The 16,725-nt window shown below is 44.0% G+C and carries 13 protein-coding genes; 7 read left to right on the top strand and 6 right to left on the bottom strand.

Annotated features, from left to right (window positions below; all coding sequences use genetic code 11):
* Window positions 1-212 precede the first annotated feature (212 nt).
* Window positions 213-2,960 carry a hypothetical protein gene (locus tag Q0081_RS15645; RefSeq protein WP_298355096.1) on the top strand — a complete coding sequence of 916 codons (2,748 nt, stop codon included), beginning with the start codon at window positions 213-215 and terminating at the stop codon, window positions 2,958-2,960.
* Window positions 2,961-3,012: 52 nt separating this feature from the next.
* Here Q0081_RS15645 and Q0081_RS15640 read toward each other — a convergent pair whose 3' ends face one another.
* The 3 genes from Q0081_RS15640 to Q0081_RS15630 form a co-directional block, all read right to left on the bottom strand.
* Window positions 3,013-4,497, bottom strand: coding sequence for an NAD(P)H-hydrate dehydratase (locus tag Q0081_RS15640; RefSeq protein ID WP_298355094.1), 1,485 nt, complete (start codon window positions 4,495-4,497; stop codon window positions 3,013-3,015).
* Window positions 4,498-4,502: 5 nt separating this feature from the next.
* Window positions 4,503-6,440: a nucleoside-diphosphate sugar epimerase/dehydratase gene (locus Q0081_RS15635; protein ID WP_298355092.1), complete on the bottom strand. Its 1,938-nt coding sequence runs from the start codon at window positions 6,438-6,440 to the stop codon at window positions 4,503-4,505.
* A gap of 164 nt (window positions 6,441-6,604) precedes the next feature.
* A complete protein-coding gene (locus tag Q0081_RS15630; RefSeq protein WP_298355090.1) occupies window positions 6,605-7,519 on the bottom strand; it encodes a TIGR01777 family oxidoreductase in 915 nt (304 codons plus the stop codon).
* Window positions 7,520-7,860: 341 nt separating this feature from the next.
* Between Q0081_RS15630 and uvrB the strand changes: the two genes are divergently transcribed.
* Together uvrB and Q0081_RS15620 are read left to right on the top strand one after the other, a co-directional pair.
* On the top strand, window positions 7,861-9,879 hold the full coding sequence (gene uvrB, locus Q0081_RS15625) for an excinuclease ABC subunit UvrB (RefSeq protein WP_298355088.1): 2,019 nt from the start codon (window positions 7,861-7,863) through the stop codon (window positions 9,877-9,879).
* Window positions 9,880-9,906: 27 nt separating this feature from the next.
* The gene (locus Q0081_RS15620; RefSeq protein WP_298355085.1) at window positions 9,907-10,305 is read left to right on the top strand and encodes a thioesterase family protein; all 399 of its coding nucleotides are present in this window, start codon (window positions 9,907-9,909) and stop codon (window positions 10,303-10,305) included.
* On the opposite strand, the gene Q0081_RS15615 is transcribed toward Q0081_RS15620, so the two are convergent.
* Window positions 10,298-10,906 (bottom strand): HD domain-containing protein, encoded by a 609-nt coding sequence (locus tag Q0081_RS15615; protein ID WP_298355083.1) that lies wholly within the window; start codon window positions 10,904-10,906, stop codon window positions 10,298-10,300. The genes Q0081_RS15620 and Q0081_RS15615 overlap by 8 nt on opposite strands.
* A gap of 218 nt (window positions 10,907-11,124) precedes the next feature.
* Window positions 11,125-12,999: a mucoidy inhibitor MuiA family protein gene (locus Q0081_RS15610; protein WP_298355082.1), complete on the bottom strand. Its 1,875-nt coding sequence runs from the start codon at window positions 12,997-12,999 to the stop codon at window positions 11,125-11,127.
* A 98-nt stretch (window positions 13,000-13,097) separates the two neighbouring features.
* Between Q0081_RS15610 and arfB the strand changes: the two genes are divergently transcribed.
* Genes arfB through nadC form a run of 3 tightly spaced genes read left to right on the top strand, consistent with a single transcriptional unit; the run spans window position 13,098 to window position 14,926 of the window.
* The gene (gene arfB / locus Q0081_RS15605) at window positions 13,098-13,505 is read left to right on the top strand and encodes an alternative ribosome rescue aminoacyl-tRNA hydrolase ArfB (RefSeq protein WP_298355080.1); all 408 of its coding nucleotides are present in this window, start codon (window positions 13,098-13,100) and stop codon (window positions 13,503-13,505) included.
* Between the two features lie 3 nt (window positions 13,506-13,508).
* On the top strand, window positions 13,509-14,042 hold the full coding sequence (locus Q0081_RS15600) for an N-acetyltransferase (protein WP_298355078.1): 534 nt from the start codon (window positions 13,509-13,511) through the stop codon (window positions 14,040-14,042).
* Between the two features lie 50 nt (window positions 14,043-14,092).
* On the top strand, window positions 14,093-14,926 hold the full coding sequence (nadC, locus tag Q0081_RS15595; RefSeq protein ID WP_298355076.1) for a carboxylating nicotinate-nucleotide diphosphorylase: 834 nt from the start codon (window positions 14,093-14,095) through the stop codon (window positions 14,924-14,926).
* A 60-nt stretch (window positions 14,927-14,986) separates the two neighbouring features.
* Here nadC and Q0081_RS15590 read toward each other — a convergent pair whose 3' ends face one another.
* Entirely contained in the window at window positions 14,987-15,739 is a 753-nt protein-coding gene (locus Q0081_RS15590) for a hypothetical protein (RefSeq protein ID WP_298355074.1), read from the bottom strand.
* 353 nt (window positions 15,740-16,092) lie between these two features.
* Here Q0081_RS15590 and Q0081_RS15585 point away from each other — a divergent pair, with 353 nt between their 5' ends.
* Complete coding sequence (locus Q0081_RS15585) at window positions 16,093-16,515, top strand: hypothetical protein (protein ID WP_298355072.1); 423 nt, start codon at window positions 16,093-16,095, stop codon at window positions 16,513-16,515.
* Window positions 16,516-16,725: the final 210 nt, after the last annotated feature.

Below are 16,725 nucleotides of genomic sequence, written 5' to 3'. Positions count from 1 at the left end.
CACCAAATCAAGTTTTCAATGAACGACTGCCAATAACTAAAAATAGTACAATATTAACTAAACCATAATACACTTATAAAGTATTAACTATTTTGTCCAATTAATGGGGTACACCATACAGTACCGATGCAACTCCAATTGTCAATGTAGCGGGAACTTATACGTTAACCGTCACCGGTCCAAATGGCTGTAAAGCGACTGACGCAGTGGTTGTGACCGAAGACAAAGTACCGCCGACCGTATCTGTGGCAGGAGGAATACTGACGTGTATAAAACCCGGTTTGACCTTGACTGCCAATGCTTCAAGCGGAGTAACTTACGTGTGGAGCGGTACGGACGTCAATGGATTAACTACCCAAAGCGTTTCAGTGGATTCGGCAGGAATTTACACAGTTACTGTCACTAACACTTCCAATGGTTGCGTTGCCTCGGACACGGCCATAGTATCTGAAAATAAAGTGAAGCCTACGATAGATTTGAATACCATTAAATTGACGTGTGCTTCTCCAAGCCAGACCCTAACTGCTACCGTAACTAATGGAGGTACGGCTTCTTATGCGTGGACCGTGCCGGCAGGCGTAACTAATCCCGGCAATGTAGCAAGTTTCGCAGTGACTGTACCGGGTTCTTATTCTGTACTGGTTACCAATGCCATCAACGGTTGTTCTAATTCGGCAAATACAGTCGTCACTCAGGATACCCTTAAACCGGTTGTCAGTTTAAATCCGATTACCTTGACCTGTGCTGCACCAAGCCAAACCTTGACAGTATCAGTGACCAATGGCGGTGCAAGTCCTTCTTATAGCTGGACGGTTCCAAACGGAGTAACTGCTCCGGGCAATGTGGCGAGTTTTGCAGTAACTGCCACGGGTACTTATTCGGTGGAGGTAACTAATACCGTGAATGGTTGTAAAGCTACGGCTACTACTTCAGTAACTGCTGATACTGCGAAAGTAAAAGTATCGCTGAACCCAATCAAATTAACGTGTGCTTCGCCAAGCCAGACATTAACGACTACGGCTGTTAATGCCGGTGCAAATCCTACGTATGTATGGACTGTTCCAAACGGAGTAACTGCTCCGGGCAACGTGGCAAGTTTTGCAGTAACTGCCGCAGGAAACTATTCGGTCGAAGTAACTAATTCATCCAATGGTTGTAAAGGCACTGCTACCATTGCTGTATTGGCCGATACGGCGAAAGTATCGGTAGTATTGAATCCCATTACGTTAACGTGTACGAGTCCAAGTCAGACACTTACCGCGACTGTAACGAATGGCGGTGCCACCCCTGCCTTTGTATGGACTGTACCAAGTGGAGCCGCAAATCCGGGGAATGTATCCAATTTCATTGTAGACAAAGTTGGTTTTTACTCCGTGGAGGTTACCAATCTAACAAATGGCTGTAAAGCTACTGCAACGACTTCGGTAACGGCGGATACTGCAACGGTAACAGCAACGCTTAATCTAATTACATTAACCTGTGCGTCTCCAAGTAAGACATTGAAAGTGACGGTATCCAACGGCGGAGCTAATCCAACGTACGTCTGGAGTGTACCAAACGGTGTTACAAACCCGGGCAATATTGACAGCCTTATAGTAAGTGTAGGGGGCGTGTATTCGGTAGAAGTAACAAACACAACCAGCGGTTGTAAAGATGCCGCTACGGTAACTGTATTGGTTGATACGGCAAAAGTAAATGTAACACTCAATCCAATTACGTTGACTTGCGATTCTCCAATTCAAACCTTGACTGCTACGGTAGTGAATGGAGGCGCAAACCCAACATACGTTTGGACAGTTCCGGTAGGGGCTACCAATCCCGGCAATAATCCGGCGGCAACGGTCAGCATTGCAGGGCTTTATTTAGTGGAAGTTACCAACACGCTTAATGGCTGTAAAGGAATCGCAAGTACGACCGTAAAAAGCGATACCAATCGAGTAACGGTGACTTTGAATACAATCAATTTGTCCTGTGCTTCTCCCGCAGCAACGTTGTTGGCTACCGTAAAAAATGGCGGCGCTAATCCGAAATTTGTGTGGCAGGTACCTCAAGGGGTAGCCAATCCGGGCAATGTTGCCAGCTTTACAATCAGCGTGGCCGGAACGTACTCGGTAGAAGTAACGAATCTGTTGAATGGCTGTAAAGGAACAGCGAATACAACCGTGAGTGCGGATACTTCTAAACCGATTCTTGAAATTTCAGAACGCAGTTGTGCGGTTGATTTCAAATTCTATTCGGTGAAAGTGATTTCAAACGGGTTGATTACCATAACACCGCCTTACAATGTGACAGATAATGGAGGAGGCTCGTTTACTATCAGCGGTATTCCAGCCGGACAAAGTGTATTTATTACGGCCACTTCCCCAACCAGCAATTGTAAAACTACGTTGGAAGTAGCAGCTCCTGATTGTAATTGTCCTTCCATTGAGCCGCCAATCGGTTCAAGTCAGACATTCTGTCAGGGAGATACAACTGCGAAGCTAATCGTAGTGGTAGGAGCAGCAGATCAAACCGCCGATTGGTATGATGCCGAAACAGGGGGTAACGTTTTGGCTACAAATACGCTCTCCTTCAAACCGGCTGCCGCAGGGACGTATTGGGTACAGGCTCGCAAAATTGACGGCACCAATTGTACCAGTTTGCGCGTACCATTGTCATTGACGTACAATCCAAACCCAACATTGATTGTAAGCCAAGAGCCTAAATGTGCCGATAATCGTTTGACATACAATTTCAAAGTCACTTCAAACGGAACCGTGACGAGCGACTTTGGACAAGTTACGGATAATCTTAACGGAACATTTACCGTTTCCGGTGTGCCGGCCAATCAGGATGTGGTACTTACGGCGACTTCCGATAAGACCTGTGTTGCAAAGCTGACGGTTAAAGCGCCAACGTGTGAATGTCCGCCGGCAAAATGCGTACCTTATACTGTTGTAAAGAAAAAGGCAGTGAAGTAGTGCCGCCTCTCATGGGCAGAAAATAGATTAAAATGAAATGGGTTGGTAAATTTTACCAACCCATTTCATTTATAATATCTGAAGCAATTAAGCCGGGTTGAGTACATTTCTGGGCTGCTCTGTCTCCGGCTGCTCCATGTTGATACACGCCAAAAATGGCAGCTTCTGCGGGCGGGAGTCCCTGAGCCAATAAACCCGTCAGAATGCCCGTCAAAACATCGCCGCTTCCTCCGGTTGCCATACCCGGATTCCCCGAGGAGTTAAAATGAATACTGCCATCCGGTAATGCAACGGCTGTATGAGCTCCTTTCAGGCAAACAATCAATTGGTGTTTTTGGGCAAAATCACGAAGAAAATCCAGTTTTTCGTAATCGTCCTTCCAGCCGTTTCCGAGTAATCGTTGAAATTCTTTCGGGTGGGGCGTCAAAATTGCATTTTTAGGGATACTGTGCAATAAATCAGGGTTTTCACTGATTAAGTTCAGCGCATCGGCGTCCAATACAACAGGCTGAGTCAGCGTAGGGAAAAGCTCTTTCAGCATAGCAAGTGTTAATGAATCTTTGCCCAATCCCGGGCCGATTCCCAAAGCCGAATACGAACTGACGTCCGGAACAGTGGTATTGACCATCCAGTGCCAGTCGGGCAGTACCATTGCTTCGGGTAAGCTCGTTTGTAAAATATCATATCCACACCGCGGAATTTGAACCGTCAATAATCCTACCCCTGACCGCAGACAGGCTTTTGCCGAAAGAACAATAGCTCCCATTTTGCCATAACTTCCTCCAATCAGTAAGGCGTGTCCAAACGAGCCTTTGTGGGAATATTTTTTACGGGGATTTGATAAACTGTTAATTTGACCGGGAGCGGTATAGAAGTAGGAAGTAGCGGTTATTCGTTCATAATCAGGATGTAAATCAATGTTGACTACGTGCCATTCTCCCACATTTTCGCCGCATTGAGGTTGAAAAAAAGCTAATTTAGGACATTGAAAGGAAACTGTAAAAGCAGGTTTTACAATTGCGTCCAAAGGAGAATTAGGAGCGTCCGCAAAAAGGCCACTCGCTATATCCACTGAAATAACCATTGAATGACTCCCGTTTATTGCCTGAATGACATCGGCCAAAATCCCCTCGGCAGGTCGGGAAAGTCCCGAGCCCAGAAGCGCATCTATGACATAATCGTTGGATGATAAATCGGGAACAGACGAAGCATTTTCTATCCAATGTACGTGGGTTTGGAGTTGCAGACGAGTTAAGTTTTCTCGAAAATCTGGGGAATCGGTGTCACTGTGTTTGACTATAAATACCTGCACATTGTAGTGTTTTTGAAGTAACAATCTTCCTATCGCCAGACCATCACCTCCATTGTTGCCCATGCCGCAGAAAATTTTAACGCATTGGCGGTCGTCAAAACGTTCGCAAAACCATTTTACAAAAGAGCAGGATGCGCGTTCCATTAAGTCCAACGATTGAATCGGCTCGTTGGCAATGGTAAAAGCATCCCAAGCGCGTATTTGGGAGACGGAGAAGATTTTCATGATGTTCAGTTAAGTTCTAACCCATCCAACTCTTCATACACCGAGTTGTTGCTGATGAATTCAGGTACAATCGACTTTAAGTAAGTTACCATTAAGGCTTTGTCACCTTCTCTCAGCGCTTTTTTAAGGTCTTGAAGGGCTGAGGCTATTTCCCCAAAAGATTGGTCATCTACTTGGGCAATTTGAATCTTAGGATGGTAGGTAGCAAGCGTATGCTCTTTGTCGCTGAGAAGTTCTTCGAAGAGTTTTTCACCGGGGCGCAGTCCCGAAAACGTAATTTGAATGTCTTTATCAATACGTAAGCCAGAAAGTTTAACCATTTTTTGGGCTAAATCAGCGATTTTAACGGGGTCGCCCATATCAAACACAAAAATTTCGCCTCCTTTTCCCATGCTTCCCGCTTCCAATACCAATTGGCAGGCTTCCGGAATGGTCATAAAGTAACGAATTACGTCGGGGTGCGTAACCGTAATCGGACCGCCCGCTCGAATCTGTTTTTGAAATAGGGGCACTACTGAACCGTTGGAACCCAGCACATTGCCAAAGCGGGTTGTAATGAAACGGGTATTTTTAGGGAAACGGTAATTGAGACTTTGCACGTACATTTCGGCCAGCCGCTTGGTAGCTCCCATTACATTGGTAGGGTTGACTGCTTTGTCGGTCGAAATCATTACAAACTTCTTTACGTTCATTTCCACCGCCAAATCGGCCACAATTTTGCTGCCGAATACGTTGATTTTTATGGCCTCATACGGATGCTCCTCCATGAGCGGAACGTGCTTATAGGCGGCGGCGTGAAAAACAAATTGAGGCCGATACTGATTAAAAATGTGCCGCATCCGAATCTCATCAGTGACGTCCGCCACCTGCACGATCACTTGGGTGGTGTCGTTCAAATACCGTCGAAACTGCTGTTTCAATTCGTTGTCTAAATCATATAAACCCGATTCCGACTGGTCTAATAATAACAGCGTTTGTGGCTGAAAACGAATCAATTGGCGTACAATTTCGCTTCCGATAGAACCTGCTGCGCCCGTAATGAGAGCTACTTTCCCCGCCAGCTGTCGGCTAATATTGTGATTATCTATTTGGATGGGTTCTCGCTCCAATAAATCTTCAATACGAATATTCCGAATTTCTTCTGTTCTTAATTGGTCGCTGCTAATTCGTTCATACATTGAAGGAACAACTTTGACGATGATGTCCTTTTTGAGAAAACTGTCAATGATCTGATTTTTACGGTGCGGTTTGATTTGGTGAATCGCTAATACTACTTCAATGTCTTCTATTTCACGGTCATCAATGAAGCGTTTGATGGCTTCGTTTTCGGGATAGACTTGAACTCCTTCTACTGTTTTAAAACTCAGGGAAGGATTATCATCTATAAAACCAAGAATGTTATATTTTTTGTGCCGATTGCGAAGCAGCGTATTTTTTGTCAATATTCCCAAAGTTCCCGCTCCGTAGATAAGCACATCTACTTTTTCGCCCGGGGCGTTGACAATGAGGGTTTTGTAGATATTTTTGACTAAAAAACGGCTCGCTATCATCAAAGATAACGAGATAAAATATTCGATAATCAGAATAGAAATGGGGATATAAAACAGATTATTGTCGGTCGTATGCGAAAGAAAAGTGGACACGACCAACGTCATGAGACTACTCGTAGAAATGGCTTTGAAAATAAGGGAGGCATCTTCTACGCTCGTGTGTCGGACAATGCCCGTGTAAGAACGAAAGTAGAGAAAACAAAGGAAACGGTTGACCAACAGAGCAAATAAATAGTATTTGTAAAGCGCCCAATTGATGCCGGAAACGTTGAGGTTGAAGCGGAGAATACAGGCAATGACGAAAGATACGATAACGACTGTCCCGTCAATAGCCAAAATTAAATGACGTGATACGAAGCGATTAGAGTAATTGGTCAGGAAACGTTCAATCATAATAGATTAGGACATCAAATACTACTTGTACTTATGAAACACCTACTACTTGTACTTATGAAACACCGGAGTTTTGTAAAGTAAGGTGTTTTTTTCAGTCTAAAAAAGAGTACTTGTCAAAGTTAAAAAATCATTTCTAAATCGCACCAATTCGAGAGTAGAATTTACTTTTCGGCAATATCCGCCAAGGCTTGATGAATGGTGTCGAATTGATATTGAAAGTCGGTTTCATTCTTAATGCGTTGATTGACAACATAATTCCCTCCCAAAACTACGTTAGCCATTTCACCATACAAAAGCCGTAATGCCAAACCGGGTATATTAGGCATCCAAAGTGGGCGATGTAATACGTCAGCTATTTGACGGGTTAACTCTTCGTTAGTCACCGGTGAGGGCGCTACGGCATTATAAACGCCATGCCATTTCTCGTTTTCAAGGGCAGTAATGAACAGCCTACACAGGTCATCTAAATGAATCCATGACACCCACTGTGTACCGCTTGCAAGCGGGGCACCAATTCCCCAACGAATGGGCAGCATAATTTGGGGAAGTGCTCCGCCTGTACTGCTCAAAACAACTCCTATGCGTAATTTCGTAGTACGAGTGCCCACGTGACTTATGAGTTCAGACGAATTTTCCCAATGACGGGTGACGTGGGCCAGAAAATCACTTCCTGAGGAGTTTTGCTCGGTAAGGCGTTTGTCGCCGGTATCTGCCCCATAAAATCCAATGGCTGAAGCAGATACAAACGCTTTTACTTTATAAGGGCGACCCTGTAACTCTCTGGCAATGAGCTCTATGGTTGAAGTGCGACTGTGTATGATTTCCTGTTTCCGTTTATCGGTCCAGCGACCATCAGCGATTCCTGCTCCGGCCAAGTGGATAATGTAGTCGGCGTTTACGAGTGCTTTTTCATCAATCCAATTTTTTTCAACGTCCCATCTGTACACTTTTACGTTGGGAATCGATTCCTGTTTTCGACTTAAATAGGCCACTTCGTACCCTTTCTCCTGTAAGAGTTGAGTAAGGCGTTTTCCTATCATGCCTGTACCACCCGTGATTAATACCGTCTGTGTCATCTTTTTACGTTGAATTAATGGATTGTTATGTACTATTAACTACTGATTTGGGGTAAACGTTGTTAAACAACATGATTTTTTTAATGACCCTGTATTTTATCAAAGTGACCCTCTGTTTGTTTTTAGTAAATACATTTTTTTGATTTTTTTTCCTGTAACCATTTTATTTGGCATAATAGTTGTAACTGAGAAAAGTATAATATAATAGAGTAGGGTAATCTGGCATTAGCCTCACCTCTTTGGGGTGAGGCCATGTTTTATATAGGGGTCCGCAGCTTCACAATCGAACTTTTAAAGACGTATTTTACGTTATCTAAGTTACGTCTATTCCCCTGTTAATTATGCCATTTGAACTCATTTCCGACTATCAGCCTACCGGTGATCAACCCCAAGCCATTGTTCAACTTGTAGAAGGAATTCGCAACGGAGAGCCTGCCCAAACGCTTTTGGGGGTAACCGGCTCCGGAAAAACTTTTACGGTAGCCAACGTCGTAGCTCAACTCGACCGACCGACCTTGGTATTGAGTCACAACAAAACGTTGGCGGCTCAGTTGTACGGAGAATTTAAACAGTTTTTCCCTAACAATGCGGTTGAGTATTTCATTAGTTATTACGACTACTATCAACCGGAAGCTTATATCGCTACTACCAATACCTACATTGAAAAGGATTTACAAATCAATCAGGAAATTGAGAAACTAAGGCTGGCCACCGTATCTTCGCTGATGTCTGGAAGACGGGATGTGTTGGTAGTGGCCTCGGTTTCCTGTATTTATGGAGCAGGGAATCCCGAAGAATACCGTAAAAGCATTGTACGGATTGGAGTAGGGGAGGTTATGAGTCGAAATCAATTTTTGTTTCGATTGGTTGAGATTTTATATAGTCGCACCGAAGTGGAGTTTACGCGCGGCACTTTCCGGGTCAAAGGCGATACCGTTGATATTTTTCCGGGTTACGCTGATTTTGCCTATCGTATTATTTTCTTTGGCGATGAAATTGAAGAGATTCAACGTATCAATCCCACCAATGGCAAGAAGATTTCTCCTGAAAAAATGATTGCTATTTTCCCCGCCAATTTGTTTGTGACGGGACGCGATGTGTTGCTGAACGCCATCAATGAAATTCAGGATGACTTAGTGGCGCAAATTCGCTATTTTGAAATGGAGGGACGTTTGCTCGAAGCGCAACGGATTCGGGAGCGTACCGAATTTGACTTGGAAATGATGCGCGAATTAGGGTATTGTTCAGGGATTGAAAACTATTCCCGTTACTTCGACCATCGCAATCCGGGCGAACGACCTTTTTGTTTGTTGGATTATTTCCCCGAAGACTATTTGCTGTTTGTGGACGAAAGCCACGCGACAATGCCGCAGATTCGGGCCATGTGGGGCGGAGACCGCTCACGAAAAGAATCGTTGGTAGATTTTGGATTTCGACTTCCCAGTGCCATGGACAATCGTCCGCTTACGTTTCAGGAGTTTGAGGAATTGGCGGGGCAAGCCGTTTTTGTCAGTGCTACTCCGGCTGATTACGAATTGCGCCGTACTGAGGGCGTAGTGGTTGAACAAATTATTCGTCCTACGGGGTTACTCGACCCGGAAATTCAGGTACGGCCTAGTATCAATCAGATTGATGATTTATTGGAAGAAATAGACATTCGGGTAAAGAGAGGCGAACGTGTTTTGGTAACGACGTTGACCAAACGGATGGCCGAAGAATTAAGTAAATACCTGGACCGTGTCGGCGTCAAAGGCCGTTATATTCACTCCGAAGTAAAAACGCTGGACCGCGTGGAAATCCTGCGCGATTTGCGACTGGGGGTATTTGACGTGTTGGTAGGAGTAAACCTGCTGCGCGAAGGACTTGATTTGCCCGAAGTGTCGTTGGTAGCCATCATGGATGCGGATAAAGAGGGTTTTCTGCGTGATATTCGTTCGTTGATTCAGACCATTGGTCGGGCCGCGCGGAATGAAAACGGAAAAGTGCTGATGTATGCCGACCGAATGACGGGCTCTATGCAAAAGGCAATTGAAGAAACCAACCGCCGCCGAGGTATTCAAATGGCTTACAACGAAGAGCATGGTATTACGCCCAAAACCATCTTTAAGAGCCGCGAGGCCATCATGGAGCAAGCTTCCGTGGCTGATAACAAAAACGGGACAAAACGGTATTATGTCGAACCCGAGGACATGCGCATCGCTGCCGACCCTGTTGTACAATACATGGCGAAGCCTCAACTCGAAAAACTCATTGCCGAAACACAACGCAAAATGGAGGCTGCCGCCAAAGACCTCGATTTCCTCGAAGCCGCCCGCTATCGCGATGAATTGTTGCAGTTGCGGGAGAAATTGAAAGGGTAAACCTACTTTTAACAAACATTCAAAGCAATGTCCTCAAATTCCTCCCACATACACACAATTGTAGTTTCAGAAGCTGATATTGACGGAATGAACCACGTCAATAACGTTGTGTATCTGCAATACACCCAAGATACCGCGACGGCGCATTGGCTGAGCAAAGCTTCGGAAGAACTTCAGGAAAATGTAGTTTGGATGGTACGGAGGCACGAAATTGACTACTTGAAGCAGGCCGTTTTGGGAGATACGCTTCATATCAAAACGTGGGTGGGCGAGTACACAGCGGCTACTTGGGAGCGACACTATGAAATTTACCGCGCTTCTGACCAGCAGCTTTTGGTGAAAGCAAAAAGCATTTGGGTTCCGATGGACCGACACACGTTGCGATTGAAACGGATTGAAGGGGCGCTTTTGGAGTGTTTTAGGTAGGGGTTTCCTGTTCGTTTACGCGTTGTTTGATTTCTTCCAACCGGGCACTTTTGTTGGGCTGCCGGTATTTTTTTGCGTAGTTGGTGTGATAATAATGGCCTTCCAAAAATTTGATTTGAATCTTGTCCCAAGTCAGGCGGTCGTGAAGAAGGTTCACGTTTTGTAATTCCTGAAAAAGCGACTCGCTGATGGGGTCAAAATCGTTTCTGCCTAAGTAATCCAAATCAGCGTCGCACAGGATTTTTTCCAATTCAGTTTTTGGTAATTGAGGTACTTTTGTAGCGATAATAAGCCCCGAAATCAGGTCAATTTCGTCTTTGTCAAATGCATATTGGGGAAGAAGTTCACAGGCTATTTTCACTCCTTTTTCTTCGTGGTCGCGGTAGGTGTATAAAAAACCAATATCGTGAATAAGCGCCCCTGTAAGCAATAATTCAGCTTCACGGCCTTTGATTTTCAGGCGTTTAATGTACCGGTTGCACACGTTGACCACATCTTTGACGTGATGCACTCCATGGTAAGTGAGATCCGGTGAAAGATGATTTGTAAGTTTGTGGATGACAAACTTTCTAAGTTCCAAATACCCCTTTGTTTTAGTCATTGATTTATACACAGGCAAACCCGGTTCACCGAAAAAGTACGTTTTTAATTGATGTTTGGAAATACATTTTTTTAAGGGCGACAAATTACTCAAAAGTGATAGTAAACTTACCAGTTAACGACAATTATTTTTATCAATTGTAAAGCAACAATGATGCTAAAATAACAGCCTCATTGTTGCTTTTTCAGGAAAACCCATACCATTTGGGTTCGTTGAAATTATTCGGTACTTATAACCCCCGATTTGGGATATTTGACCGAATATCCAAGCGAAAATTTGCGTTGTTGAGCAGGCTCAAGAGTGACTCTCCACGTTACTTTTCCCGTTTCTCGGTTGATGTCAGCATCAGGGGCAGATTGATTTCCGACCTCAATGTCTTTGGAACGGGAGAGCGGGAATTGATCGACAATTAGTAAGTTGATGGGTTGCTTTTTCAAATTCCGTACCGAAATATCATAGCGTCGGGTTTCGGTTTGGCTGTTACCGAACGTCTGTTTTTTAGTAAACTCTTTTTGCTTCACCCGGCTCACAGAAACGCCTTTATCCCTACCCAAAGCCAGCGAAAGCGTGTCGCCGTTGGGTAAATTCATGGAAGATTTTCCCACAAAAACTCCTTCAAAAAATACGTTTATGTCGCCTCCTAACAGACCGTATTGTTCCCAATTCAACACCTGAGCGGTTAAAAACGCATCTTGGTCAATTTTAGGAGTGCACAAATATTCATAGCGAGCAGGAATTTCTTCATTTTTGATTTCTACGGTATACGTTTTTCCATCGGAAGGAATGGTATATGGCACTTTAATTTCAAATTGCAAACTTGTAATGGCTTCCGTTTCTTCAACAATGGGAATGGTACTTTTGCCTTTTATTTGAACCCCTGCAACTGCTCCTGTAAGTTCGCGCCTCTGCTGATTGCTATACCCTGTTACAACAACCTCTTGCAATTGTTGGGTATCTTCTACTAAATAAACGTCTTGTTGTACCGATACTACATTGATTTCCTGTGTTTTCATGCCTATGAAGCTAAAAATCAACACCTTATTTTTGTACTTCAAGTCGGGTGGAATTGTGAGACGATAATTGCCGTTGGCGTCGGTAGTTGTCCCAAGAGATGTACCTTTCAATAACACAGTTACTCCGGGCAAAGGCGTTTTATCGCTTGCGGAGCGAACGATTCCCGCGATTTCGTTGTCAGCAGCGAGCGTAGTGGTGATGGTGTTAAAGTAATCACTGTAATTGTTGGGAACACCCCAGTACCAAGTTCGAAGCTCAGGCGCTTCGTTGTTTTTGCGCGGATTGGCGGTGGAAAGTGTCAATTTGATGTTGTTCCAATCTTCACCCGTATATTGATAAATCGTGGCTTTGTAACCCATTTCGAGCGGGTGTGTCACGTCTTTTATGCGTAAATCGTAGGTGGGTGTCCAACCAGCGTTAGGTACAAAATAACTGACTGCCAAATCAGCTTGTGGCTGCGAGGTTTGACTTTGTACCGTCACTACGATTTCGGAGGTGGTAGTTTCCTGCGTAGGGGCGAGCAGCGTCAGTTGAGCATTTAGCTTTTTGATTTCCTGCTCCAATTGCCGATTGGTTTTATTAAGTTCCAACTGCTTGGTGGCCAATTCTGTCAGGCGATTACGGTGAAAATCAATGGATTCTCTCAAATCGGTTACTTTCAAAACCGTTGTTCGACCGTTGATTTCCTGATTTTTTGTCAACATGGCTTCCTCGTGTTGGCACACGGTTATCAGTGCTTTGTTGAGAGTGATTTTTTCGTCAAGGTTTTCTTTTTGCACTTCCAATCGACTGCGCTCCTCTGCTTTTTTGGGGTCAGATAAAAAACTCGTTTGAAGAACCACGGACAAAATTGTGAAATCACCGTTTGCCTGAAGACTTTGTTTGTCCAACTGAGGCGAAACGCCCCGCAAAATCAAAGCTGTTTTGCCCGCAACTATATTGGTTTTAGCGGTACGGGTCACCTGAGCCCCATTTTCATAGACGGTGACCGTTTCGATTTTACTTTCCACTTTGGTCATGGGCTCCTTCTGCGCCCAAACCGATAGGCTTATCATGCAGCAAAAAAATAATTTTCTCATCGTATTTGTTGTTTTTGCTATTGGATGCAAAGTAGCGTCATTTTCCATAAAAATACCCCCGCAATCCATTACTTTTGTCGAAAAATAGTCTTGAAGCCATGAATTTTGACCCAATAATTCTCCATCCGGAACTCCAATTTCAAACCGCCCGAAGCGGGGGCAAGGGTGGACAAAACGTCAATAAAGTAGAAACCAAAGTAGAATTGCGTTTTGATGTAGCGAACTCTGTCACGTTGAGTGAAGCCGAGCGGCAGATTTTGCTGGAAAAATTGGCCAATAAACTGACAAACGAAGGCGTATTGGTAATGACGCATCAAACGGAGCGTTCACAGTTGGCCAATAAAGATAAAGTCGTAGCGAAATTTGATGCGCTGATTCGAAAAAGTTTTGAAAAACCCAAACCTCGTAAAGCTTCCAAACCAACGACCCAATCAAAAGAAAAACGCCTTCAAACCAAACAACGTAACGCCGAAATCAAAGCACTCAGGCGGAAAGTAGAAGAATAATTTATGCGCACATTGGAAGTAATACCTATTCGTACCATTCAAAAAATCAATCAATTAGGCTGTCAAACGTATTTGCCGCATTATCCGCACTTATGGTACGAAGGAGGTGTGGAATGGTACTTGAATAAATGCTTTAATGATCGTCAACTTGAACTGGATTTGGCCAATCCTTTGCTTTCGTATTACGCAATAGGTTGGGAAGGGCATGAGGTAGGTCTGCTGAAATTGGTCAGAAATAAAGCCCCGTTTGGGTTGAATCCGGATACATCCCTTTATCTCGAAAAAATCTATTTTTTGAAAGAATTTACGGGGCTGGGACTGGGACAAAAAACCATGAATTGGGTTTTTGAACAAGCACAGAATTCTGCAATAAAGACCGTTTGGCTGATGGCGATGGATACTTCGCACAAAGCCATTTCAAGCTATGAAAAAGCAGGATTTCAGCAAATGGGCACAACGCGGTTGGACGATGAAGAATTTCAACGGATGAAGCCCGAATTTCGAGGAATGGTGATTTTGAAAAAAGACCTTTTCTGAAAAGCCTCCTATCGTTTTGTTATTCTCACCAAAACCCGCACTTTTGCGTCATGGATATTCGTGATTACATTCGTTTAGCGCTCTCCGAAGATGTGGGCGACGGCGATCATACTTCGCTTTCTACTATTCCGCGCGATGCTGAGCGCCGCGCCCGCTTACTTGTCAAAGAAGACGGTATTGTAGCGGGGGTTGAAGTAGCCAAAATCATCTTTGAGGAAGTAGATCCTTTGTTGGAGGTTGAATTATTTATTCAGGACGGTCAACCCATCAAAAAAGGCGACATTGTATTGCACGTAAGCGGCGATGCCCAAGCGATTTTGAAAGCCGAACGTCTCGTGTTGAATACCATGCAGCGCATGAGTGGTATTGCAACCTATACTCATTCGTTGGTGAGTTTACTGGACGGATTGCCCACAAAACTATTGGATACGCGCAAGACTACGCCCAATTTTCGGATTTTTGAAAAAATGGCGGTACGAATCGGCGGAGCAGTCAATCACCGCTATGCGCTGTACGATATGATTCTAATTAAAGACAATCACGTGGATTATGCGGGAGGAATTGAAGCGGCAATCACCCAAGCCAATGCGTATCTTCAACGCACCGGACGTACCCTTCAAATTGAAATTGAAGTTAGAAATTTAGTTGAATTGGAAGAAGCTTTACGCGTAGGAAAGATCCAACGCATCATGCTTGATAACTTCAGTGTAGAAGACCTCCGCACCGCTGTTTTGAGAATAGGAGGAAAATACCCTACCGAAGCATCGGGCGGAATAAGAGAAAATACTATGCGTGCCGTAGCCGAAACAGGCGTAGACTTCATCTCCTGCGGTGCTTTGACGCACCAAATCAAAAGCTTGGATTTGAGCCTGAAAGCGTATTGATTCATCACGCAGAGAGGCGGAGCGGAGATAGAGTAAAACTCACTTTCCCTACCTGCAATTTTACCCGTCAATCGGGAACGTAAGCCCTATATAAATCATCTGTGAGCGAAACCGAAAACGCTGATTATCATCTACTAAAGGCTGGTCGGTTCGGTATTCGTTGGTTGTGAAGAAGTAGCTTACTTTCACCCCTACCCGTTGCATGAAGAGTATTCGTGCGTAGATTTCAGCGTTTAAATTTCCCCTTCTGTCATCACCTAACCATAGGATATTAAGTCGAGCCGGCCGGGCCTGTTGATACGTTTGATGTAAATTGAGTGAATCAACCTTGTTGTAACCTCTTGAACCTAAGTAATAGCCTGCTCGACGATTCCCTAAGGCAAATCCCAAAATATCGGCATTGGCACCAATATCCAAACGACCGAAAAGAGAGATTTGCGCACTTACATTAAAGTTAAAAGAGGTAATTCCAGTTTTCATTTGCAGCGTGTCTATCTGCCGAAGAATGATGGGGGCGTTTAAGGCTGAGAATCCCGTTTTGCCCTTGGTAAGCCGGGAAGGAGCTGTCGTAAAATCCAGTTCTTTTCCCCGTGAGTGAGAACCTCGCACGCCCCAACCTACTTGTAATAACCCGCGCCGATCTACTTTTAAATATTGATGGTACAGTGCACTCACTGTCCATGCTTTGTCTTTCCATCCTGCCCCTGCATCAAAGCCCGAAGTAAGGCGTGAATCGGGTTGAGCCCATGAAGGCGTACTCAATACGTGTATAAATAAGCTAATCAGTAACCAGGCACTCCAATAATTTTTCATTGATTTTTTGTATTCCTATGTAAACTATATAGCCATATTACTGCAAAAAACGTGTTTATTCATGAAAGCCCAATAGAGAGTTTGCTATTTTTTTGATAAAGCATAAAAAAGCCGAAGACGTTTGTCTTCGGCTTTTTCTTCCTAACCTAACCTATGAGAAAAAATCTTGCACCGTTTGGGTGCTGATTCAACCAAACCCGTTACAAATGTCGTGCCTGCGGTTGAAATATTTTAGCGTAGAAATACGTGTTTTTCAAAAATAGTAAATTTACTTACGCCATTGATTGAACGGTTTGGAGATGCGCCAACGCCTTATTAGCTTGCAGGATTTTAAACCTTTTAACCTTTATAAAATGTCAGTAGAAGAAAATGAAGGTAGCCCTCGCGCCGTAAAAGCAGGGAAGTTTTATGTCGAAGACGAAATCAAGACGTTTCGTAAAAACTTTGAACGTCACCACTCAAAAAAGAAAGAGCTCCGCAAAGCGGAATATTTTAGCAAAGAGGTTATAGAGCATTTGCTCAAGGTAGAAGGTTGCGATGGAGTACGTATCTATTACGGCCTTGCGCCCGAAAATACGGAAGGACATATTGACCCCAAAATTGCCGATAACCTACAACCCCGCCTGTTTTTAGTCCCTGTTCACATTGGAGAAGATGGCTTGGGCCGCGATATTAACTTTAAACCCCAACTGGATACTACCGGTGAAAAAGACGGAGGAGGTGAGGATGGCGGCGCTGGTGGAGGATTACCTTGCCCAGGCTTTTGTAACCCTTAGCTCTTATGATTGCTACATTTCTTGCCTATCTTGCTGATTTTAGTATTTTTATTCCGGTTGTTGTTGCGATAATTAGAAAAGAAGGTTTTGCTACTAGTGTTGTAGCAATTTAATTTTGTACATTAATTTCATTATATCTATTTTGCATTTTTGTTCGAGCTTTTTCAGTAGTAAATGACCAATTCACTTTGATAGCTTTCATATTTCTGT

Origin of the sequence: Runella sp. (assembly GCF_027484545.1) — a bacterium.
GTDB lineage: Bacteria > Bacteroidota > Bacteroidia > Cytophagales > Spirosomataceae > Runella.
The sequence above is the reverse complement of the archived record's forward strand: the minus strand, read 5'-3'. Positions and strand labels throughout refer to the sequence as shown.

What these genes read in the sequence shown, in the direction of transcription:
- Q0081_RS15615 (WP_298355083.1), bottom strand. Translation starts at nt 10,906, where the DNA reads ATGACTAAAACAAAGGGGTATTTGGAACTTAGAAAGTTTGTCATCCAC.
- Q0081_RS15585 (WP_298355072.1), top strand. Translation starts at nt 16,093, where the DNA reads ATGTCAGTAGAAGAAAATGAAGGTAGCCCTCGCGCCGTAAAAGCAGGG.
- arfB (WP_298355080.1), top strand. Translation starts at nt 13,098, where the DNA reads ATGAATTTTGACCCAATAATTCTCCATCCGGAACTCCAATTTCAAACC.
- Q0081_RS15590 (WP_298355074.1), bottom strand. Translation starts at nt 15,739, where the DNA reads ATGAAAAATTATTGGAGTGCCTGGTTACTGATTAGCTTATTTATACAC.
- Q0081_RS15620 (WP_298355085.1), top strand. Translation starts at nt 9,907, where the DNA reads ATGTCCTCAAATTCCTCCCACATACACACAATTGTAGTTTCAGAAGCT.
- Q0081_RS15610 (WP_298355082.1), bottom strand. Translation starts at nt 12,999, where the DNA reads ATGAGAAAATTATTTTTTTGCTGCATGATAAGCCTATCGGTTTGGGCG.
- Q0081_RS15640 (WP_298355094.1), bottom strand. Translation starts at nt 4,497, where the DNA reads ATGAAAATCTTCTCCGTCTCCCAAATACGCGCTTGGGATGCTTTTACC.
- nadC (WP_298355076.1), top strand. Translation starts at nt 14,093, where the DNA reads ATGGATATTCGTGATTACATTCGTTTAGCGCTCTCCGAAGATGTGGGC.
- Q0081_RS15630 (WP_298355090.1), bottom strand. Translation starts at nt 7,519, where the DNA reads ATGACACAGACGGTATTAATCACGGGTGGTACAGGCATGATAGGAAAA.
- Q0081_RS15635 (WP_298355092.1), bottom strand. Translation starts at nt 6,440, where the DNA reads ATGATTGAACGTTTCCTGACCAATTACTCTAATCGCTTCGTATCACGT.
- Q0081_RS15600 (WP_298355078.1), top strand. Translation starts at nt 13,509, where the DNA reads ATGCGCACATTGGAAGTAATACCTATTCGTACCATTCAAAAAATCAAT.
- uvrB (WP_298355088.1), top strand. Translation starts at nt 7,861, where the DNA reads ATGCCATTTGAACTCATTTCCGACTATCAGCCTACCGGTGATCAACCC.